Annotated in this window: 22 protein-coding genes, 1 riboswitch and 1 other annotated feature; of the genes, 7 read left to right on the top strand and 15 right to left on the bottom strand. The window is 41.9% G+C overall.

The genetic code is table 11. The features are described 5' to 3' along the window. Positions 1–141: CvpA family protein (locus Q1J64_RS12785; RefSeq protein WP_301109468.1), on the bottom strand; the 141-nt coding region annotated here is incomplete at its 3' end. A 10-nt stretch (positions 142–151) separates the two neighbouring features. After that, complete coding sequence (zapA, locus tag Q1J64_RS12780; protein WP_301109467.1) at positions 152–412, bottom strand: cell division protein ZapA; 261 nt, start codon at positions 410–412, stop codon at positions 152–154. A gap of 178 nt (positions 413–590) precedes the next feature. On the opposite strand from zapA, the gene rnhC reads away from it, so the two are divergent. After that, positions 591–1,526: a ribonuclease HIII gene (gene rnhC, locus Q1J64_RS12775; RefSeq protein ID WP_301109466.1), complete on the top strand. Its 936-nt coding sequence runs from the start codon at positions 591–593 to the stop codon at positions 1,524–1,526. Between the two features lie 128 nt (positions 1,527–1,654). Here the strand turns inward: rnhC and Q1J64_RS12770 are convergent, their stop codons facing one another. The 4 genes from Q1J64_RS12770 to Q1J64_RS12755 form a co-directional block, all read right to left on the bottom strand. Beyond that, positions 1,655–3,181, bottom strand: coding sequence for a serine hydrolase domain-containing protein (locus Q1J64_RS12770; protein WP_301109465.1), 1,527 nt, complete (start codon positions 3,179–3,181; stop codon positions 1,655–1,657). A 321-nt stretch (positions 3,182–3,502) separates the two neighbouring features. Then, positions 3,503–5,914, bottom strand: coding sequence for a phenylalanine--tRNA ligase subunit beta (gene pheT, locus Q1J64_RS12765; protein WP_301109464.1), 2,412 nt, complete (start codon positions 5,912–5,914; stop codon positions 3,503–3,505). Positions 5,915–5,926: 12 nt separating this feature from the next. After that, positions 5,927–6,964, bottom strand: coding sequence for a phenylalanine--tRNA ligase subunit alpha (pheS, locus tag Q1J64_RS12760; protein ID WP_301109463.1), 1,038 nt, complete (start codon positions 6,962–6,964; stop codon positions 5,927–5,929). 74 nt (positions 6,965–7,038) lie between these two features. Beyond that, positions 7,039–7,275: a binding site (T-box leader), on the bottom strand. 52 nt (positions 7,276–7,327) lie between these two features. Beyond that, complete coding sequence (locus tag Q1J64_RS12755) at positions 7,328–8,098, bottom strand: TrmH family RNA methyltransferase (protein WP_301109462.1); 771 nt, start codon at positions 8,096–8,098, stop codon at positions 7,328–7,330. 78 nt (positions 8,099–8,176) lie between these two features. Here Q1J64_RS12755 and sspI point away from each other — a divergent pair, with 78 nt between their 5' ends. Continuing rightward, positions 8,177–8,392 (top strand): small acid-soluble spore protein SspI, encoded by a 216-nt coding sequence (sspI, locus tag Q1J64_RS12750; protein WP_301109461.1) that lies wholly within the window; start codon positions 8,177–8,179, stop codon positions 8,390–8,392. A gap of 56 nt (positions 8,393–8,448) precedes the next feature. Here the strand turns inward: sspI and Q1J64_RS12745 are convergent, their stop codons facing one another. The 5 genes from Q1J64_RS12745 to Q1J64_RS12725 all read right to left on the bottom strand — a co-directional run bounded on the left by Q1J64_RS12745 (position 8,449) and on the right by Q1J64_RS12725 (position 14,082). Continuing rightward, positions 8,449–10,071: a long-chain fatty acid--CoA ligase gene (locus tag Q1J64_RS12745; protein WP_301109460.1), complete on the bottom strand. Its 1,623-nt coding sequence runs from the start codon at positions 10,069–10,071 to the stop codon at positions 8,449–8,451. A gap of 229 nt (positions 10,072–10,300) precedes the next feature. Further along, positions 10,301–10,759 carry a small multi-drug export protein gene (locus tag Q1J64_RS12740; protein ID WP_301109459.1) on the bottom strand — a complete coding sequence of 153 codons (459 nt, stop codon included), beginning with the start codon at positions 10,757–10,759 and terminating at the stop codon, positions 10,301–10,303. Positions 10,760–10,870: 111 nt separating this feature from the next. After that, positions 10,871–11,836: an ornithine carbamoyltransferase gene (gene argF / locus Q1J64_RS12735; RefSeq protein WP_301109458.1), complete on the bottom strand. Its 966-nt coding sequence runs from the start codon at positions 11,834–11,836 to the stop codon at positions 10,871–10,873. A 135-nt stretch (positions 11,837–11,971) separates the two neighbouring features. Beyond that, positions 11,972–13,057, bottom strand: a complete 1,086-nt coding sequence (locus tag Q1J64_RS12730) for a M42 family metallopeptidase (protein WP_301109457.1) — start codon at positions 13,055–13,057, stop codon at positions 11,972–11,974. A 38-nt stretch (positions 13,058–13,095) separates the two neighbouring features. Then, the gene (locus tag Q1J64_RS12725; RefSeq protein WP_301109456.1) at positions 13,096–14,082 is read right to left on the bottom strand and encodes a diaminopimelate dehydrogenase; all 987 of its coding nucleotides are present in this window, start codon (positions 14,080–14,082) and stop codon (positions 13,096–13,098) included. A gap of 253 nt (positions 14,083–14,335) precedes the next feature. Between Q1J64_RS12725 and Q1J64_RS12720 the strand changes: the two genes are divergently transcribed. From Q1J64_RS12720 to Q1J64_RS12710, 3 genes are all read left to right on the top strand, one after another. After that, a complete protein-coding gene (locus Q1J64_RS12720; RefSeq protein WP_301109455.1) occupies positions 14,336–15,505 on the top strand; it encodes an MFS transporter in 1,170 nt (389 codons plus the stop codon). Positions 15,506–15,531: 26 nt separating this feature from the next. Then, positions 15,532–15,575: riboswitch (PreQ1 riboswitch) on the top strand. 123 nt (positions 15,576–15,698) lie between these two features. Next, positions 15,699–16,196, top strand: coding sequence for a preQ(1) synthase (gene queF, locus Q1J64_RS12715; protein WP_301109454.1), 498 nt, complete (start codon positions 15,699–15,701; stop codon positions 16,194–16,196). 7 nt (positions 16,197–16,203) lie between these two features. Next, positions 16,204–16,869: a queuosine precursor transporter gene (locus Q1J64_RS12710; RefSeq protein ID WP_301109453.1), complete on the top strand. Its 666-nt coding sequence runs from the start codon at positions 16,204–16,206 to the stop codon at positions 16,867–16,869. A 45-nt stretch (positions 16,870–16,914) separates the two neighbouring features. Here the strand turns inward: Q1J64_RS12710 and recQ are convergent, their stop codons facing one another. The 3 genes from recQ to pssA form a co-directional block, all read right to left on the bottom strand. Continuing rightward, the gene (gene recQ / locus Q1J64_RS12705; protein WP_367183448.1) at positions 16,915–18,687 is read right to left on the bottom strand and encodes a DNA helicase RecQ; all 1,773 of its coding nucleotides are present in this window, start codon (positions 18,685–18,687) and stop codon (positions 16,915–16,917) included. A gap of 30 nt (positions 18,688–18,717) precedes the next feature. Continuing rightward, positions 18,718–19,134: a hemerythrin domain-containing protein gene (locus Q1J64_RS12700; RefSeq protein ID WP_301109452.1), complete on the bottom strand. Its 417-nt coding sequence runs from the start codon at positions 19,132–19,134 to the stop codon at positions 18,718–18,720. 107 nt (positions 19,135–19,241) lie between these two features. Continuing rightward, a complete protein-coding gene (gene pssA, locus Q1J64_RS12695) occupies positions 19,242–19,775 on the bottom strand; it encodes a CDP-diacylglycerol--serine O-phosphatidyltransferase (RefSeq protein ID WP_301109451.1) in 534 nt (177 codons plus the stop codon). Positions 19,776–19,832: 57 nt separating this feature from the next. Here pssA and asd point away from each other — a divergent pair, with 57 nt between their 5' ends. Further along, complete coding sequence (gene asd / locus Q1J64_RS12690) at positions 19,833–20,612, top strand: archaetidylserine decarboxylase (RefSeq protein WP_301109450.1); 780 nt, start codon at positions 19,833–19,835, stop codon at positions 20,610–20,612. Between the two features lie 17 nt (positions 20,613–20,629). Further along, positions 20,630–21,118 carry a DedA family protein gene (locus Q1J64_RS12685; RefSeq protein WP_301109449.1) on the top strand — a complete coding sequence of 163 codons (489 nt, stop codon included), beginning with the start codon at positions 20,630–20,632 and terminating at the stop codon, positions 21,116–21,118. A gap of 62 nt (positions 21,119–21,180) precedes the next feature. On the opposite strand, the gene Q1J64_RS12680 is transcribed toward Q1J64_RS12685, so the two are convergent. Continuing rightward, the gene (locus tag Q1J64_RS12680) at positions 21,181–21,417 is read right to left on the bottom strand and encodes a hypothetical protein (RefSeq protein ID WP_301109448.1); all 237 of its coding nucleotides are present in this window, start codon (positions 21,415–21,417) and stop codon (positions 21,181–21,183) included. Positions 21,418–21,497: the final 80 nt, after the last annotated feature.

The following is a 21,497-nucleotide window of genomic DNA, read 5'->3' as shown; positions in this document are numbered from 1 at the left end:
TGCCAGCGGCTTGTAATACATATAGGCAACGATTATGGACACGATCAACCCAAACATATGAATGAGCTGTACGATCAGTCCGCGCCGGAAACCTGTAATCAAACCGCCGACCAATAAGATAATTATCAGTAAATCAATCATATTTAGCCTCTCAACCCTTCAACTTTTTCACTTCTTCTTCTAATTCTTGCACTTTTTCTTCTAATTTTAAGTAGTCATGTACACTATTAACTGTTGTTAATACAGCGATTTTTGTACTGTCTAAGTATGGATTGCGTTTACTGATTTCCCGCATTCTATCATCGACAAGCGAGGCTACATGACGTACATGGCCAGACGACTCTGTGCCAATAATTGTATAGGTTTGTCCATAAATTTCAACTGCCACTCTTGCCTTTTCTTTGTCTGCCACTATTCCGCCCTCCCCTAAAAAACCCTGTTCATAATCATACCATGAAAAACAATTGGTTGTGAATCAATTATGCCTCATAATGACATTCTAGGCAGTTTTAAATACAGTCATTCATTATACAGATGTTTTTCAGGTATACTAATAAATAACACCATTCAGGAAGTGAGTGATAAATCCAGTGGGTAACCAAGTCATTGTGTTTACAGAAAAAGAAATGCCAAAAGTGCTGAATTATTATGAAGGCAGCAAAATCACCCGCAATGCGCCAGGTGTAATTTTTGCAGCCAAAACAGCTGATACATCCATCACTGCCTATCGCTCAGGCAAAGTGTTATTCCAAGGGGGCGGCGCGGATCGCGAAGCTGCACGATGGAGTGGAACTTCAACACCGGCTGTCGCCAAAACGAAAAGTACAGGAGCGAAAGGAGATATCTTGCCAGAAAACTTTGCTACTATGTCTGTACTTGGATCAGATGAAACAGGAACCGGGGACTTTTTCGGCCCCATAACAGTAGCCGCCTGTTATGTAAGCGATGAAAAGATTGAGCTGGTACGTGAACTCGGAGTAAAGGATTCGAAGCAGCTGACTGACAGCTATATGCAGCAAATTGCTGAGGATTTGAAACAAGTCGTTCCACACTGTGTGTTGACTTTGGATAATGCCAAGTACAATGAAATCCAAAGTAAAGGGTGGTCACAAGGTAAGATGAAAGCTGTCCTGCACAACCAGGCGATTCAGGATGTTCTTACACAAATGCAACCAGAGTATCCTGAATATATCTTGATTGACCAGTTTGCTGAAAGAAAAGTGTATTATAATCACTTGAAGAATGAACCTGCAATTGTGCAAGAAAAAGTACTGTTTTCAACAAAAGCCGAGAATCTGCATGTATCAGTAGCGACCGCTTCTATTTTAGCTCGTGTGGCCTTTTTAGAACAAATGGATCAGCTGAGTGCTAAAGCAGGTATGACTCTCCCTAAAGGTGCAGGGCCGAAAGTTGATCAGATCGCCTGCCAGATCATCCGTAAAAAAGGTGAACCTTTTTTACAGTCCATCACGAAAGTCCATTTCGCCAATACACAAAAAGCGTTGAAGCTGGTATATAAAAAGTAATGATTATAAAATCAACATTTAACCTGGTCTTACTAACGCGCCAAGTTGAATGTTGATTTTTAGTTCTAATAAATTCAAGTAAATGGTTTCCCTTGGAAAGACTTGATTGTTTCAGTGACCTTGTGCCGTTAAAGCGCCCGATAACTGAAAACCTTTTCCTTTTTAACATGGACTTTCAGTATAAAGAATATATAGATAAGCCATACAATTATATATAATGAATACAATGCCACCTGAACACTATTAGGGCTCCAAACAAACACAGTTTCCCATGAGTAACCATTGAGTAAAAGGCTTGGTATTAAATAGATAAAATAACTTAACCCCAACATAAACAATAAAGACAATGTCAGTGTAACAATGCTTTTTATACCATTATATTTAAAAGATAATTGCTTTCTATATATCTTTATTAAAATCCTTAAGATTAAAATTAAAACAACTACCATTAAGATGCTTAAAACAAGTATGATACTAAGTGCCAACTTATCTATATATTGATTCGTATCTTCTGTGTCACTACTAACAACATCTCCCTGTAATATTTCTTTAATTCCTACCCCTATATTTTGTACTTGATTTGAATTTAAATTACCTAATACGGCAACTCCAATTTTTTCTTTGTTACTGAATGTTACATAAGAAGAATAGTTTGGATTCATTCCATCATGAGTGACCTGTTCATTCGGTTCAAGGAACCAGCCGCCAGCATAGAATACTTCAGTACCTACTGCATCAACAGCACGATCAGCCTGATGAGTATTTTTTACGATTTTTTTAACAAAATCAACTTCACTCACTGTACCCATTTGAATTTTAAGCCATTTCGCCATATCCTCCCCGCTGGATATAATATATCCAGCTGGTTTGTTTCCCCTATATATTGGTGCTTCATATCGTTGTGGTTTTAAAAACCCTATTTTATATCCATTAGTCATTCGATTGTTTATTTCTTCATTTCGAAATAGGTACGTATTATTTAATTCCAGTGGTTTTAAAATGGTTTCTTCCATGAAGTATTCGTATGTATCACCTGTTACCTGTTCAATAATTAATCCTAAGATATCGTAATTTATTGTCGCATATTGAAACATCTTACCAGGTTCACTATCTAGTTCTATTCCAATTAAGGTTCTGACTGTTTCTTCCAGCGCGCTATCTTCATTAGAAACGGGAATCATATTTATAGTAGAGGCGGGGATTCCAGTTGTTTGATGTAGCACTTGCTCAATCGTTATTGGTATTTCCTTTCCTTTATATTTTACTTTTAGCCAAGGTATATAGGTAGTTACATTATCGCTAAGCCCTATTTGTCCACTTTCTACTAAACTTAAAATAGCTAATGCAGTAAAAGCTTTACTATTAGATGCTAATTCAAATAAAGACTGAGAAGTGACTGGTTTTTCTTCATCTAGATTTGAATAGCCAAATCCTTTTTGATAAACAGTTTTATCATCTTTCACTATCGTTATAGATAATCCCGGGATCTTTCCCTTACTCATATTTTCCGTTATGACTTTTTCTATTTGCTTTTCTTGCGTCTCAGTTAAATCATTTATTTCTTGTGCCTTTACTACTCCACTACTCATAACAGGAATCATTAGCATTGTTACTGTAATAAACAATAATGTTATTTTTATAAACACATTTTTCATTTATTCCCCTTCTTTCACATGATCTGTAATATGTTTTACTTTCACCTAAATAAATTGGGGACATGGGGACAGGCACCACGACCTGCTACTCATTATCAAGAATGATGTCCTTAACCTTCAAGAAAATGGCCGTTAATTGAATATATTCTCAATCTAATGATACCAAACTTATTCCAAAAGTCCTTTTTAACAATCAAATGGCACTGCTAAATGCAGTGCCATTTGATTTTCTAATTCAATTTTCCCGCTTGTTATTTCAACTTTTATACCACTCAACTGAACAGGTAACTTCTATTGTGAACTACGGTCTATCTAATTAATTTACGATCTAAGTTGCGCATTTGCCTGAACCGTTAATGCATCCAGTACCTTATTGTGTACATTCACAACTTCATCATCCGTCAATGTGCGTTCTGGATCGAAGTATGTCAACGAGAATGCTAAAGACTTCTTACCCTCTTCAACATTTTTACCTTCATACAAATCAAACAGCTGAACATTTTTCAGTAACTTTCCTCCTGCTTGCTGGATAATCGCCTGAAGGTTGGCTGCGGATGTATTGCGGTCTACTACTAATGCAATATCTCGTGACATGGATGGGTAGCGAGGCACTTGCTCGTAGAACAGTTCGCCTGCTTCAGTTTCCATAATTACGCGCAAGTTCAATTCCATCACATACGTTTCCTGAAGATCACGTTGATTTTGAACTGTCGGGTGAACTTGTCCGAGCATACCTACTGCCTGGTCACCAAGCCATACGGTTGCAGTACGCCCAGGATGTAAGCCTTCTACAGAAGCTTTGGTAAACTGGATGCGGTCTAGCAGTCCAAGCTGTTCGAACAGCCCCTCTACAATCCCTTTCATAACGAAGAAATCTACTTTTTTTGTTTCAGCCTGCCATGCATGGTGAACCCATTTACCCGTCAGAACTGCCGCAACATGCTCTACTTCTTTCGGCAGTCCGTCTTCTTCAATACCTAAGAAAACAGATCCTGTTTCATACAAGGCAACCGATTCATTACGGCGCGCAACGTTATACGAAGCTGCATCTAGCAAGTGAGGAATTAGACTTTGACGAAGTACACTACGCTCTTCACTCATTGGCATTAGCAATTCAGTCACAGGAGCGGTTTCAAGAGCAAACGCCTGTGCATCTTTCGGTGAAGCCAATGAATATGTCAGAGCCTGAGAAAGACCTGCAGCTTCCAAGTATCTGCGGACAATCCGGCGCTTCGCTTGATAAGGTGTTAATCCTCCTGGCGTACTTTCTACAACCGGCAATGTTTTAGGAATTTCATCATATCCGTAAAGCCGTGCGATTTCCTCAATTATATCTTCTTTAATTCGCAGATCCTGACGTCGCGTCGGAATCTCCATCACGAGTTGGCCATTGATTGCTTCAGTCGGGATTTTCAGACGATCCATGATGGATTTCATTTCATCCATTGGAATCTTCATTCCCAAACGATTATTGACGTAATCCGGTGACAAAATGATTTTTTCAGAAGTTTTATCCAGTTCATCAAATACTACAGAACCTCCAAGTACTTCCCCGCCAGCCAGCTCAGCCATTAGCTGCGCTGCACGTTCAGCGGCTTCTGCTACACGGTTTGGATCTACACCTTTTTCAAAACGAGCACTCGCGTCACTGCGCAATCCAATTTCTCTTGACGTCTGACGCACAGAACCCGGTGCGAAATAAGCCGACTCAATGACGACAGTCACAGTTCCTTCATGCACTTCAGAATTCGCTCCACCCATTACACCCGCGAGTGCAACCGGTTCTTTGCCATTGGTGATGACGAGCTGATTACTTTTCAATGTGCGTTCAGCTTGATCTAGCGTCACCATTTTCTCGCCTTCATTTGCATGACGTACAACAATTTCTTTTGTCGCAAGACGGTCATAGTCAAACGCGTGAAGTGGCTGACCGTATTCCATTAATACATAGTTCGTTACGTCAACGATATTATTATGCGGACGAATGCCTGCAGACATCAACGTATTTTGCAGCCATTGAGGAGATTCAGCCACTTTAACATTCTTCACGACTTTTGCGACGTACATTGGATTATCTTTAGCGGCTTCAACTGTTAACTTCAAATAGTCCTGAGCTTTTTCAGAAGACTCTTCATAGGAAATGGATGGCAGCTTTACGTCTTTCGTTAGAATCGCACCAACTTCATACGCAACCCCCAGCATACTGAGCGCATCAGAGCGGTTAGGAGTCAGATCAAATTCCAATACTTTGTCATATAATCCAAGATGCGATAATGCACTTTCGCCTGCCGGAGCATCAGCCGGCAATACATAAATTCCTTCTGCGTATGCTTTCGGCACAAGTTTCCCTTCAATACCAAGCTCCTGTAATGAACAGATCATTCCATTTGACTCTTCACCACGAAGTTTGGCTTTCTTAATTTTCATGCCTCCAGGTAATACTGCTCCCGGACGCGCTACGATTACTTTCTGACCTTTTGCGATATTTGGAGCGCCGCAAATGATCTGCGTAACTTCTTCGCCTACATCCACCTGACAAATATGCAGTTTGTCTGCTTCCGGATGCTTGACACAGTCTGTTACATAACCGATGACTACATTTTCCATACCGAATGAACGGTCGATAATGCCGTCCACTTCAATCCCCGCGCGCGTAATCTTTTCTGCCAATTCTGCTGCGCTGAGTTCATTCCAGTCTACATAGTTACTTAACCAATTTGTTGATACTAACATCAGTACGCCTCCTTACGCCTCTGCCCGGTGGAATTGAGAAATAAAACGAATGTCATTTGTATAGAAATGACGTATATCTTCCACTCCGTATTTTAACATTGCGATTCGCTCTGGCCCCATGCCGAAAGCGAAACCTGTAACTTCTTCTGGATTATAGCCAGCCATCTCAAGCACATTCGGATGCACCATTCCTGCTCCCAAGATTTCAATCCATCCTGTTTTCTTACATACATTACAGCCAGATCCGCCGCATTTGAAACAAGAAATATCCATTTCCACAGACGGCTCAGTGAATGGGAAAAAGCTCGGACGCAAACGAATTTCACGATCTGCACCGAATAATTTCTTCGCCAATAAATCAAGCGTTCCTTTTAAGTCACTCATGCGAATATTTTCGCCGACGACCAATCCTTCGATCTGTGTAAATTGGTGGGAGTGTGTCGCGTCATCCGAGTCACGTCGATACACTTTACCTGGACAGATAATCTTAATAGCAGCGCCTTCTTTGGCTTCCATCGTGCGTGCCTGTACTGGAGATGTGTGCGTACGCAATAAAATGTCCTCTGTAATATAGAAGGAATCCTGCATATCACGCGCCGGGTGACCTTTCGGGAGATTTAAGGCTTCAAAGTTATAGTAGTCTTTTTCAACTTCCGGTCCTTCAGCTATTTCGTAGCCCATGCTGATGAAAAAGTCTTCGATTTCTTCTACGACGCGTGTCAGTGGATGATGATTTCCAAGTTCTACTGGACGGCCTGGCAGTGTCACATCAATAGATTCTTTTTCGAGCTGTTCCTGAATAGCCTGTTGCTCAAGTATTTCTTTGCGCTCTTCAAGAATTTCCGTCACGCTTTCACGGATTTCGTTAACGAGAGCACCCATTTTTGGACGTTCTTCTGCCGGGAGTTTACCCATGCCTTTTAGCAGGTCTGTGATGGGACCTTTTTTGCCCAAATAAGCTACTCGTACGTCATTCAGCTCTTTGACTGTGTTTGATTCTTTGATTTTTGTCATGACTTGTTCCTTCAGTTCATGCAGTTGCTCTTTCATATTCAATAGCTCCTCTCTTGAATTCAGTGGTGGTTTGCATAAATTGTTTTGAAAAACAAAAAACTCGCCCCTATAAAAGGGACGAGGTCGATTTCGCGGTACCACCCTGATTAGTTTGCATCTTGAAAATATGATGCAAAATCACTTGAATTGGAATAACGGTCCTTTGCCGGCACGCCTTTACATTGCTGGTCCTGGCGTGCAGCTCGCGAGGTGAATTCGATGGAACTCCGCTCTTTACACTTTCAGTCGAGGTGTAAAATTCCTGTAAACGTGTTTTGCCACGTACTATTCTCGGTCGTTGCTTTTTAATTGATTCATCTCATAGTATAACGTAATCGTTTATAGCCTTCAACAGTCAAGTCACTCGGCACGAAGCGAATAGAGTAAAATTCCCGTCGCAACCGCAACATTCAGCGATTCTGCCTGTCCGTAAAGTGGGATCTTTACGACTTGGTCGGCGGTAGAAAGTAGTTCAGCATCCACGCCGCTTCCTTCGTTACCGACCAGCACTGCAAAATCGGATTGCGGTTTTAATTCGTTAAGAGACACGGCATTTTGCAGCCCTGTTCCAATAATAGTAATTTTATTGTTTTTTAAACGGTCAATCCAAGATGAGAGTTCTGCGCGAATAACTGGGATGTGGAAATGAGAACCTTGGGCAGAACGTACAGTCTTCGGATTATAAGGATCCGCACAGCCTTTTCCAAGAATTACTCCGTCAAGTCCCGCAGCGTCGGCTGTACGAATCATCGTTCCGATATTACCGGGATCCTGAACAGCATCAATAAGTAATAGTTTTTTCCAGTTGTCTTGAGCCGTTTCTTCATATTGAGGCTGTTTGCAATAAGCAAATACGCCCTGTGTCTGCTCAGTTTCAGAAATTTCTTTTGCAACTGCGGCTGTAATTTCAATCACAGGAGCAGTCCAATGAGCAGGAATTTCAATATCTTCTCTAACCAAAAGCTGAATGACCGTGTCTTGTCGTATTAACGCTTCTTCTACCAGATGGAAGCCTTCTACAAGAAATTCTTTTGTCTGATCCCGCTCTTTTCTGATGGTCACAAGTTTTTTCCAATGTTTCACTAACGAGTTTTGTGTGGATTCTATACGTTTATTCAAGAGGCAGTACATCCTTTTTTATTATAGTGTACCAAATGAACGTATATTTAGCGACTGCAGGGGAAAAGATAAAAACAGGAGGATGATCATATGAATTTTCAGATAAGAGATGCCATTGCAGCCAATATGACCGACAATAGTTCATCGGATGTGCGAAGTGTCATTGATGACGCCATTCAGCGAGGAGAAGAGCACTTACTTCCTGGCCTTGGTGTATTCTTCGAACAGCTTTGGCAGCGTGCAGACGAAAAAGAAAAAGAGCAAATGACCAATGAATTATCCCACGCTTTTGCTCAGGCACAGTAACTACCATAAAAAAATCCCCCACTATTATAAAAAGCGGGGGATTTTTTCTATCTCTGTTATTTTACTGCATAATGATCTTGCAGCTGATCACGGAGTGCGGCTTTCAAGAACTTGCCGACAGATGTTTTAGGGATTTCTTTGACGAATAAAATTTCATCCGGAACCCACCAGCTCGCAAATTGCCCTTTTAGGTATTCTTTGAGCTCTTCTTTTTTACTGTCATCATCCACTACATTTTCTTTCAGAACGACACAGGCTAATGGTCGTTCCATCCACTTTTCATGTGGCACAGCAATAACTGCTGCCTCATAGACAGACTCGTGTGTCATAAGAGCGTTTTCAAGATCCACTGACGAGATCCATTCTCCTCCGCTCTTGATCAGATCTTTCGTACGGTCTGTCAATTTCAGATAGCCGTCCGGTGTCATCACAGCAATGTCCCCTGTATAAAGCCATCCGTCTTTAAACGCCTCTTCTGTACGCTCATCTTTATAATATTCACTGGCAATCCAAGGGCCTTTAACAGTGAGTTCACCCATCGTTTCACCGTCCCAAGGCACTTCTCCGTTTTCATTGACTACGCGTGTATCAAGCCCAGGCATAGTCAGACCCTGTGTTGCACGCATTTCGATCCGCTCATCTATCGTCAGGTCATCCATCGCGGAAGTCAGAACTGACATACTGACAAGTGGAGTCGTTTCCGTCATCCCGTAGCCCACGATAAACGGTATCTTATACTGTTCCTCGAAAGCACGGATCAAACCTTTAGGAGAAGCAGATCCACCGCAGACAATACCTCTCAATGAAGAAATATCGCGTGGTTTTTGCTGTAACTCCTTTAACACAGCGAGCCATATCGTCGGCACACCTGCAGTAATCGTCACTTTTTCTGATTCAATTAGATCAAGCAGTACACTTGGATTGAATCCGGGACCAGGCAAAACTTGCGAGGTACCGAAGAATACTCCGGCAAACGGCATTCCCCATGCATTGACATGGAACATCGGCACAACGGACATGGCAATGTCACGCTCACGTATTCCCATTGCATCGGAAAGACCTAGTGCATAGCTATGCAAAACTAAACCACGGTGCGTATAAATGATTCCTTTTGGTTGCCCAGTTGTTGCAGATGTGTAGCACAGACCGGCCGGAGTATTCTCATCCAGGTCTTCCGGATAATCGTATTCATCAGAAGCTTGTTCAAGCAGAGCTTCATAAGAATGCACGTTCTGAAGCGTAGTCTCGGGCAGTTCTTTACTATCACTCATAATGACAAAATGCTTGACTGTTTTAAGAAATGGAGCCATTTTCTCTAAATGCGGGAAGAATTCTTCATCGACCAATAAGATTTCATCTTCTGCATGATTGATAATATACAAGATATGTTCAGGAGACAGTCGAATATTAATCATATGAAGAATAGCGCCGGTACAAGGTACTGCAAAATACGCTTCTAAATGGCGATGATGGTTCCAGGCAAATGTACCGACCTTTGTACCTTTCTCCATACCGAGCTCAGTCAAAACATTTGAAAGTTTGCGCGTTCTCTTCGCCCATTCTTTGTAGGTAAACCTCTGAATCGTCTCTTCGCTTGTCCGCGAAATCACCATTTTATTTGGGAAAAATCGTTCTGCCCTCGTAATAAACGAAGATAAAATAAGTGGTGTCTGCATCATATCCATCCGCTCCTCTTTGGTAAAAGTGAATAACATCAATCCATCGTCTAAACAAATGATCAATTACTTGTCCTGCAAAATTCACAAAAAGAGTATTTGCGCAGTTGATGGAGTGACTCTCGGATGTATTCTATGCGCAGATCGGCATTACTATGAAAATGTCGAGCCGCCTTAATAGATTGAGTATACACATTATTTAACTATTCTGTCTACCTATTCTATTATAATTTTATTCAAACTGCTTTCGCGTCCAGAAGAATGCGTCCACGCCAAGCACTGTGAGTACACCGTAAATTATTGACCAGATGGCAAGACTGATGAACAGCCACATTGCAGTCTGCTGTTTCGAAGAACCTAATGCAAGTGCCAGAAATGCTGCCAGATGAGAACCGATTAAGATCGGTCCAAGTAAAGATAGTCCAGGCACTCCATAACGCTGCCAAATACTTTCGGCTCTGGCGGTGCGTTTAGATGGCATATTGACATCTTTCGTCTTTCTGCTGTCCCACCAGGTTTTCAGCCTTTGAAAAATAAGAATTTCGAGTATGATTGTCGAAGCGTTACCTAAAAACCCTACAATAATTGCAACAATCGGCGACAATCCGCGTACAATACCAAGCGGAACCGCCACTAAGATTTCAATGCCCGGAACGGCGGCAGCAAAAAACACCAACAAATATGTAAACAAATTGGTTCCCCCTCAAAGTCGGTTGTTACCAGTATAGCAAATCGCATTCTTCTGCAGAGCAAAAAGACTGCCTTCCAACACTAGTTGGTAAGCAGTCTGCCATTCGTTTGATTATAATAATGAAGCTAAAATTGCTTTTTGTGCATGCAGTCGGTTCCCTGCCTGCTGGAATACATAAGAATTCGATCCGTCAATAACCGACGCAGATACTTCTTCTTCACGGTGAGCCGGCAGACAGTGTAAGAACACATAGTCTTTTTTCGCATGCCCTACCAGCTGGTCGTTAATTTGGAAGTCCTTGAAATCTATTAAACGTTTTGCTGACTCCGCTTCCTGCCCCATACTCGTCCAGACGTCCGTATAGATTGCGTCTGAATCTGAAGACGCTTCGACAGGATCATACGTTGCCATCACACTGCCGCCGTTTTGTTCAGCAATTTTCTTCGCTTTCTCAAGCAATCCTGCATTATATTCATAGCCTTCTGGTGTCGCTACTGCCACATGCATTCCCATATGCGCACCTGCAATAACCAATGAATGTGCTACGTTATTTCCGTCTCCAATATAAGAAAGCTTCAGGCCTTTTAAGTCGCCTTTCACTTCTTTAATTGTTAATAAATCCGCCATCGCCTGACATGGATGGAAGATATCTGTCAGCCCATTAATGACTGGAACAGATGTGTGCTCTGCCAACTCTTCCACCATTTTATGCGACTTTGCACGGATCATCACGCCATCCAAAAATTCAGATAAAACGTGCCCTGTGTCGTAAATAGATTCTCCGCGGCCGATTTGCAAATCACGTGCATTCATAAATAATCCGTGTCCACCTAAGTGAATCATACCGACGTCAAATGAAATACGCGTACGTGTGGAATGCTTTTCAAAAATCATTCCAAGTGTTTTTCCTGCCAGAATAGGCGGTTTAATGCCAGCCAGTGTATCTTGTTTCATGTCATATGCAAGCTGCAGTAAATAGGCAATTTCTTCACTTGAATAATCTAATAATGTTAAAAAGTCTCGACCCTTAAGGCTATCTTTTTCTATAAGTGATTTCGTTTGATTTGTGTTTGTCATCTTAATCCCCTGCCATCCATTTGAAGTATGTATGAACTAGTATACATATGTATATTTATGAAGTCAAATGAATTTTTATAACTTATTGTATTCAAAAAGCGGTACCTGATTTGGTACCGCTCATTCGTGCATTCCTTAGTCAAACGTAATCTTGTTCACCGTATCCGCATCCAGACGTTTTACTAATTCCACCATCAGTTTCACCGTATTTTCAAAATCCGCACGGTGAAGCATCGCAGCGTGTGAGTGAATATAGCGAGTCGGAATACAGATGGCAAGTGTAGGAATACCAGTTCCGCTCAAGTGAATAGAACCTGCATCTGTTCCGCCGCCAGACATAGTCGCAAACTGATAAGGTACACCCATTTCTTCTGCAGTTTCCACTACAAAATTGCGCAGTCCTCTGTGTGAAACCATTGATGCGTCATACAGAAGGATTTGTGGACCTTCTCCCATATTACCGACTGATTCTTTTGCTGTAACACCCGGTGTGTCTCCTGCAATGCCTACATCAACTGCAAAACCGATATCGGGCTGAATTTTATTCGTAGCCGTTTTGGCACCACGCAAGCCAACTTCTTCCTGAATAGCCCCCACACTGTATAAAATGTTCGGATGCTTTTCATTTTTCAGTTGTTTCATCACTTCGATTGCGATTGCGCAGCCGATTCGATTATCCCAAGCTTTTGCGAGTAAGAAGTTTTCATTCTTCATCACAGTGAATTCGAAATAAGGAACCGCCATGTCACCCGGAAGTATTCCCCAAGAAAGTACTTCGTCTTTAGAAACTGCCCCAACGTCAATGAACATATCTTTAATATCTACCGGCTTTTTACGAGCTTCCGGTGTTAGAATATGCGGTGGTTTCGAACCGATGACTCCTGTAATTGTTTCTCCTGCACGTGTCACTATGGACACGCGCTGTGCGAGCATGACTTGAGACCACCAGCCGCCTACTGTCTGGAAGTAAATGAACCCTTTATCATCGATTCTTGTGATCATAAATCCAACTTCATCTAAGTGACCTGCGATCATAACTTTAGGTCCGTTTGCATCTCCGGCTTTACTTGCGATCAAGGAGCCGAGCCCATCATGATCAATTTCATCTGCATAAGGTTCGATATGTTTTTTCATAGCGTCACGTGCTTCCCGTTCGTTCCCTGGAATTCCGCGTGCGTCTGTCAGATCTTTCAGCATTTCTAACGTTTTATCCAATTTCATAGTTTTTATCCTCCTCATTTAATGCCACTTGATTATTCTTACAGCAATTCCTTACGTATTTCTGCTGGTGATTTCGGTGACAGTAAGCCTGGCGCAACATCATAAACCGTTTTGGCACCCGTATCGCCTTTTTGCTGCATTTTATGGGCAGCTCTCGCATAAGCAACCAATACACTCGACGTAAATTCAGGGTTACTGTCCAGTTTTAATGAAAACTCCATCACTTGATCTATACCATCACCCGTTTTACCGCTCCTGATAACAAATCCACCGTGCGGCATTTTTCCGTGGTCGCGGTGCAGCTCATCTTCTGTAATGAAGTTTACAGATGTATCATAGTCAGCAAAATAATCAGGCATCGTCACAATCGTTTCGCGAACCTGCTCTTCGTTTGCTCCTTCTTCCAAAACTATATAACATTCTCTTGTATGCTTTTCTCTAGTGGAAAGTTCAGGCTGTTCACCATTACGAACCCGGTTCATTGCATCTTCAGCCGGTAATGTGTATTGGACTCCCGCTTTAACTCCATCCACCCGTCTCACTGCATCGGAATGCCCCTGACTAAGCCCTTTGCCCCAGAACGTGTACGTTTCTCCTTCAGACAAAATAGCTTCACCCATCATGCGATTGATGGAGAACAGACCTGGATCCCAGCCGACTGAAATAAGGGCTGTTTTCCCTGCAGCTTGAGCTGATTCATCCACTGCAGCAAAATAGTCCGGTATTTTCGCATGTGTATCGAAACTGTCTACCGTCGTAAAGTGCTTAGCCAATTCAGGACCTTGTTCAGGCAGGTCATTTTTTGAACCGCCGCATAATATCAGGACATCGATGTCTTCTTTAAATGATTCGATTTGGTCTAATTTGTGAACGGGAACTTGATCAGACAATAATTGAACGTCCTCAGGTTCTCTGCGGGTGAATACTCCTACCAACGTCATGTCTTCATTTTGACTGATCGCGGACTCTACACCGCGCCCCAGATTACCGTACCCTGCAATTCCTACTCGAATTCTATTATTCAAGACAACACATCCCCTTTTGCTTTCTAATTTACCTTTCTCATTTTACCGTGAAGGTTACAAGATTGCGAATATTTATCTACATACAGCAGAAAACGCTTTCTTCTATAATTGACAGGGTGAATATATTTGTCGAACTGCTCAGCCAACTTTCAAATGTCTCAGTATGTTTGATCTCTAAGCATTTTCGTTCTTTTCCGCTAGATTCATGCTAAAATAGAGGATAGTTGAATTATTTGTAAAGTAGGGATCCTTTATGCGCTTTTTTGTCTATTTAATTGTGTTCTTCTCGTTTTTTGATTTATTTTCGCAGCTTCCTGTCATCAGTCCGTTTGCCAGTTCACTTGTTGATTCCTCCTTTATTGTAGGCTTGTCCGTTGGGATCTATTCATTTGCAAACATCTTCGGGAACATTATTTCTGGCATATTGACCGATCGAAGAGGCCCATTTTATATCTTACTTGTCGGGCTTTTTGCATCTGCTCTTTCGTTGTTTTCTTATGCGCTCATCGAAGGCTCTGCTACACTGATCGGTATTCGATTCCTTCACGGTTTAACGGAAGGTCTCATCATACCTGCAGCGTTCACTTTTCTTGCTAACGGTTCTGAACGTTCAAAACGAGGCCGAAATGCTGCAATTTCTGGAGCATTCGTTGGGTTAGCTGCCATTTTCGGCCCAGCGTACAGCGGAATTGTTTCTGTCAAAACAAGTGTCGTTACGATCATGGCAATCAATGGTGTCTTCATGGTTCTTCTGACAATCGGTGCTTTTCTATTTTTACGCTCATTTACATATGTGAGAAAAGTAAAGACAGATGCACAAAAAGCCGTGAAACCTTTGGCGTTTTTTAAGCATCCAGGGATTATCCGTGCCTTTCTTGGAGCATTCTTCCTGATGTTTTCACAAGGTGTACTTGCTTTAGTCCTTCCATTGAAAGTGGAATATCTGCAGTATGATGCGAAAACAACTGGTATGTTGTTGAGTGTCTTCGGTTTGGTAGCGGTGCTGATTTTCCTTCTGCCTGTCAATCGTATTTTTGACAAAGCACGTCCGATGTTAACACTGGCTATTGGTCTGTTCTTGATGAGCGGAAGTATGCTGTTCTTATCTCAAGTAGATACTTTGTCATTGATGATGACAGCAATGGTTGTCTACGGTACCGGTTTCGCCCTACTGTTCCCTTCGATCAACTCCTTGCTGATCGATTCTACAGTTCCTGAATCGCGCGGAAAAGCTTATGGATTCTTCTACGCATTCTTTTCTTTCGGCGTAGTTGTTGGTTCAAGTGCGATCGGCATACTGAATTTAGAATTCCATCATGCGTTTATGGTTGCAAGCGGTATTCTATTCATTGCCGGGATTTTTACGATTATCGGTCTTCGGAAAGATATTCGGCCTGTTGACAAAACGCTAACAATCAAGTAATGTTTCTTTAGAAAAGAATAACCCGTCCGGGAGAGGTTCATAGCGACCCTCTATAAAAAACTATGGATGATGAATTTTCGCCATGTCCATTGACATGGCGTTTTTTATTTTCAGCAGCTTTTTTGCGAAAATAAGTCTATGAATTCAGCCCGTCTATGAACCTCCCTGACCAATTAATCAGGAGGTTTTTTTAATGACAGGAAGAGATGAAACAACACTGCAGGATTTAACGTTACTCGGGAATCAGAACACAATCTATGATTATTCGTATAATCCAGGCTTATTAGAAGCAATTGACAATTTACATCACGAAAGGGATTTCTTCGTGAAATTTAATTGCCCGGAGTTCACATCATTGTGTCCTCAGACTGGCCAGCCTGACTTTGCAACCATCTATATCAGCTTCATTCCGGATCAAAAATTAGTCGAGAGTAAATCGCTGAAGCTTTATTTGTTCAGTTTCCGCAATCATGGTGATTTCCATGAGGATTGCGTCAATTCCATTATGCTGGATTTAGTGAATCTATTGGAACCGCGCTATATCGAGGTGTGGGGTAAGTTCACTCCGCGCGGCGGACTTTCTATTGATCCGTACTGCAATTACGGAAAACCTGGGACAAAGTTTGAACAGATGGCAGAACAGCGTTTGTTCCAGCACGATCTTTATCCTGAGAAAGTGGATAACCGGTGATCAGACGATGAGATATTATTTAAGTGGAACGTTTGTCGGTTTACTCATTCTTTCTAATATACTAGCAGTCAAACTGGTCAGCTTCGGAAGCTGGATTGTGCTTCCGGCAGCTGCGATTGTCTATGTATGTACCTACCCTATTTTAGATGTGTTGACGGAAACATACGGAAAAGAAGCAGCGCGCAAGACCGTTTTCACAGGTTTATTTGCCCAGCTGCTGTCTACTTTTTTCATCTGGTTGGCCATTAATCTGCCCGCTGCGCCTTTTTATGAAGATCAGCAAGCTTTTGAGACTATCTTTTCAGCGGGCTTCCGCGTTACACTTGCCAGTCTGGCGGCTTATGTTATCAGTCAGAACTTGGATGTGACGATTTTCCACAAGCTGAAAGAAAAACATGGTGAGAAAAAATTATGGATACGAAACAACGCTTCCACTATGGCTAGCCAGCTCGTCGATACGGTCATTTTCATTGCGATTGCATTTTATGGCACGATGCCATTTACGGCGTTGCTCGGTTTGATTGTAGCACAATATATTTTTAAATTTGTTGTGGCTGTGCTGGATACACCAGTTGTTTATATGCTCGTCACGATTTGTCGTAAAATTGAAGCTAAGAAAAATTACAAGTCGAATTCGCAGACAGATGCAAGTTCGATTGTCACTTCCCAATAAAAAGAAGGAGCCTGTCCAATCAACAATTGATTGGTCAGGCTCCTTTTATGCTTGCTGTGTTGAGAATGATTCGATGACTTCCAAAAACACATCACCATATCGTTCTAATTTAGTCTGACCTACACCCTGTACAGTTAACAGATCTTCATCAGTAGCAGGCATTTTCGCTACCATATCGCGCAGCGTTTTGTCTGAAAAAATAACAAATGGCGGTACTCCCGCTTCCTGTGCTAACTTCAGACGTAGTGAGCGCAGCTCGTTGAACAACGGATCGTCTTTTGCGATAACCGTCGTAACCATCTCGCCTTTGCGCCATACTTTCACTTTACCAAGCAAAACATCCTTGCCTTCTTCCGTCACGAAGATAATTGGCAACGGACCGCTTTCTACTTGCAAGTAATTCTCTGAAATTAAAAACTCAATGAAATCTGCTACATCCTTGGCTTTCCGTTCTTTCATCAATCCATATGTAGACAGTTCTTCAAAATTAAATTCCATCAGCTTTTTATTTTTCGATCCTGTTAGCACTTGCGCAACCATTGTTTTACCGAATCGCTGCCCCATCCGTATAACGCAGGAAAGAACTTTTTGTGTATCAACTGTGACATCAAACTGCTCACGCGTATCGGTACAGTTGGCGCAGCGTTTGCAGTCTGCCGCGTCATCTTCGCCAAAATACGTGATGATGTGCTTTTGAAGACAGCCTTCTGTATGACAGTAATCCACCATCACTTGCATCTTTTTAATTTCATTCGATATGCGGGCTGGATCGGGAGACTGTTCAATCAGGAAACGCTGTGTCTGCACATCCTGTGACGAAAACAAAAGATAGCAGTCGCTGTCGAGACCGTCACGGCCCGCTCTGCCTGCTTCCTGATAATAGCTCTCCATGTTCTTAGGCATCTGATAATGAATGACGTAACGAATATTTGATTTATCAATTCCCATGCCGAAAGCATTTGTTGCGACCATGACACGCGCTTCTTCCATAATAAAACGGTCTTGTTGCATCTGCCGTTCTTGATCAGATAGTCCGGCATGATACTTCGCTGCAGCGATGCCGTTTTTTTGGAGTGTTGTGTAGACCTGTTCTACCGCTTTCCGTGTCGCAGCGTAAATAATGCCAGATTCATTTTTATTCTTTTGCGTATAGTCTTTTACGAACTGATCACGATTTTGTCCTTTAACAACAGAAAACACTAAATTGCTTCGCTCAAAACCGGTAACTACCCGGCTCTCAGGCGGTACCTGCAATTGCTGGCAAATATCTTCCTGAACTGCTGGTGTCGCTGTTGCGGTCAATGCAAGAATAATTGGCCGGCTGTTCAAGTAATCTAGAATACGATGGATATTCCGGTAGCTCGGACGGAAATCATGTCCCCATTGGGAAATACAGTGAGCTTCATCGATTGCAATCAAAGGAATATTCATTTTCTGTAATTGATTCAGGAATGATTCAGACTCGAGACGCTCAGGTGCGACATATAATAGTTTATACATGCCTTCCTTTGCATTATCCATCGTGCCAAAATATTCTTCTGAAGATAAGGTGCTATTAATATATGCTGCAGGGATTCCCAGCTGATGCAGGGCATCCACTTGGTCTTTCATCAAAGAAATCAGCGGTGAGATGACAAGTACAGTGCCTTCCATTGCTAGTGCAGGCACCTGGTAACAAACTGATTTACCGCCACCAGTCGGCATTACGCAAAGAGTATCTTCGCCGTTCAATACTTGATCAATGACCCGCTGCTGTCCTTCCCTGAATGCAGAATAGCCAAAATACTGATCCAGTATATCTAATGGGTTACGAACGATCCCCACCTCCTACTCATGTTTTTTCTTCTGTTAGTTAAAGAGTAACCGCTCTTCTTCACGGCTGTGGAGTTCATTGACCACCATCAGTCCATAGAATTTCTGCATCATTTCAGCAGTTATAGATTGTTCTTCTTCACGTAGTGTTTCAATATCCTTTACAGCCAGACGCATTAAATCATGATCACGAGTCAGCTGAATAATTTCTTTTTCAAGTTCCGGATTTTCAGTCAGAATTTCTTTGTAAAGTCCTTCTTCTTCAGCGTCTGCGTGACTGATGACTCTTGTCCTCCAATAATCAAGTAATTCATCACAAGCTCTATTGGCCATTTCCAGATCATTCTGCTGTAAAAACTCTACTAGATCTTCAGTTTTCATTATAGCTCCGGAAAGACCTCCTTCATGAATCGCCCTGTGGGAATGAAGCTGTCGTAAAGCGGGTCCTGACATATCGACCACTCCTTCTTCTTTTTCTTAAGCATAACAGAATTGAGGAGGCAGTTAAAGTTTTGTCAGATTAAAAAACGCCTTGCAAATTTACATTTGCAAGGCGAGGATCAAACTTTAGCAATACAGATTCGGCTCACCATCAGCCATGCCAGCAAGGCCAGTAAAATCACAAAATACTGTGATGCGATGTACGGTGCAGCAAAATAGCTGAGTGTTAGCAACACACCGGCAGCAGTGATTGGCAGACCAGAGAATGTACCGTCAAACTCCTCAACATTATAGCGTGCTAAACGGACAGCACCTGCCAGAATGTAGAAAATTACTGCCGACAAACCGATCCACAGTGTTTGAGACAACGCAACATTGTAAATCAAGATGGCCGGAGCAACGCCGAATGAAACTAAATCGCTAAGGGAATCCAGCTCTTTACCAAATTCAGATTCAGCATGATAATGTCTAGCGACCATACCGTCAAAACGGTCAAAAAGTGCTGCCAGGAAGATAAAAGTCAGACTCATATGGCCATGACCTTTCATAACGAGTATAATAGCTATAATTCCTAAACTTAAATTAAAAAGTGTAATAATATTAGCCAATTGTGATTTTAGTTTAGTATAATCAAAAGATCTGGATGAAAACATGTTACCGCCTCCTTATATAACTAATCTATTATAGTCCTTTTTTGAAAGGTTGAAAAGATGAAAAAACAAATTTTTAAATCTTTTGTCGAATTGACATCACATCCTGTCAGTTCCTCAATGTTAAAACAGTTCACAACGTCACGGATAAGTAAGCCGCTAATCAAACCTTTTGCTTCTTTCTATGATATTCAACATCATGAAGCAGAACACCCAATACATGCTTATAACAGTCTGAATGATTTTTTCACTCGCTCATTACAGCCTGACAGCAGAATGGCAGATCCAGATCCTGCTGCTGTTGTATCCCCTGTTGACGGTGTGTTAAGCAGTGCTGGGCCTGTTAATGAACAGCAGCAGTTTATTGTAAAAGATCAGGCGTACAGTCTGACAGCACTTTTTGGCGACTCAACAAAAGCACAGCCCTATGAAAACGGCTACTTCTACCTATTCTATCTGTCGCCAAGACATTACCATCATTTTCACTATCCTGTTTCAGGACGTCTGTTGAATCGCTATGCACTTGGCACGGCATCTTATCCTGTTAATGATGTAGGGATCAAATACAAAAATGATCTTTTTTCGTCAAATTATCGTATCATCTCAGAAATCGAGAGTTCATTCGGACGTGTGGCAATTGTCAAAGTAGGAGCATTGAATGTCAACAGTATCCGTATAGCAGATTCCGCTAAGGACTGCATTAAAGGTAAGGATTTTGGTCATTTTGCATTTGGCTCTACAGTTATTTTATTCTTCGAAAACAAAAAGTCCCTGCTTCCTATAAATCTGCCTTTTACAGAAGTGCAAGTCGGTGATAAAATTGGAGAGTGGCAATACTAAGCAGATGAGGTTTTAAGATGGAAAATATACAAGAGTATATAGCGCATTATGGATATTTTTCGATATTTATCTTTTTAGCGCTCGGTATTTTTGGTTTGCCGATGCCTGACGAACTCCTCGTGACTTTCGCCGGTTATTTAGCATCCGCCGGTACTTTTCATTTTGTTTTTGCGATACTATTTACAATTTGCGGCGTAATGGTCGGCACCTTGTTCACTTATATGCTTGGCAGAAAAGTAGGAAAACCGCTGATCCAGCGATTCGGTCACTACTTATTTCTTTCCCCCCATCGTATGCAGAAGGTGGAGAAATGGTTTATGGCATACGGTTCCTGGACGGTGACGATCGGATATTTTCTCCCTGGAATGCGTCATTTCGTTTGCTATGTTTCGGGTATGAGCGGAATGAGTATGCAGCGCTATATGCTGTTCGCTATCCCAGGAATTATAATTTCTACAACCATCTTTGTTCTTCTCGGCTATTTCGTTCAACTGCCCTTTTTCTGATAAAACTTTATAAAAAAGTGTCATCAAGAATTTTACTTGATGATACTTTTTTTCGTTTATATCTACCAGTCCATCTCTTTGCCGCCACATGTCCTTCGCTCGCTCACTCTCTCAGAAATATAATCAGAGTTGCCGGCAATACTGGCAGCGATTTCCGCAACATTTTGAATGCCCGTTGACATCTCTTCCATCGCTTGTGGTTTGTCCAGAAAATGCGTCGATAACGTATTGACGGTCGCCTCAATCGGCAGTTGTTCCGTCAAGATAATGAGATGTACCGTCAGCTGTAATAATAGCAAAGGTTAAATAATCACTTTGTCTTTCCAACTGCTTAGCAAGATACGCATGTTGTTTAGCCATCTCCATGCTGCGTACTTCT

It is taken from the genome of Sporosarcina sp. (assembly GCF_029257255.1).
Taxonomy (GTDB): domain Bacteria; phylum Bacillota; class Bacilli; order Bacillales_A; family Planococcaceae; genus Sporosarcina.
Note: the sequence above shows the minus strand (reverse complement) of the source record. Positions and strands in the feature narration are given on the sequence as shown.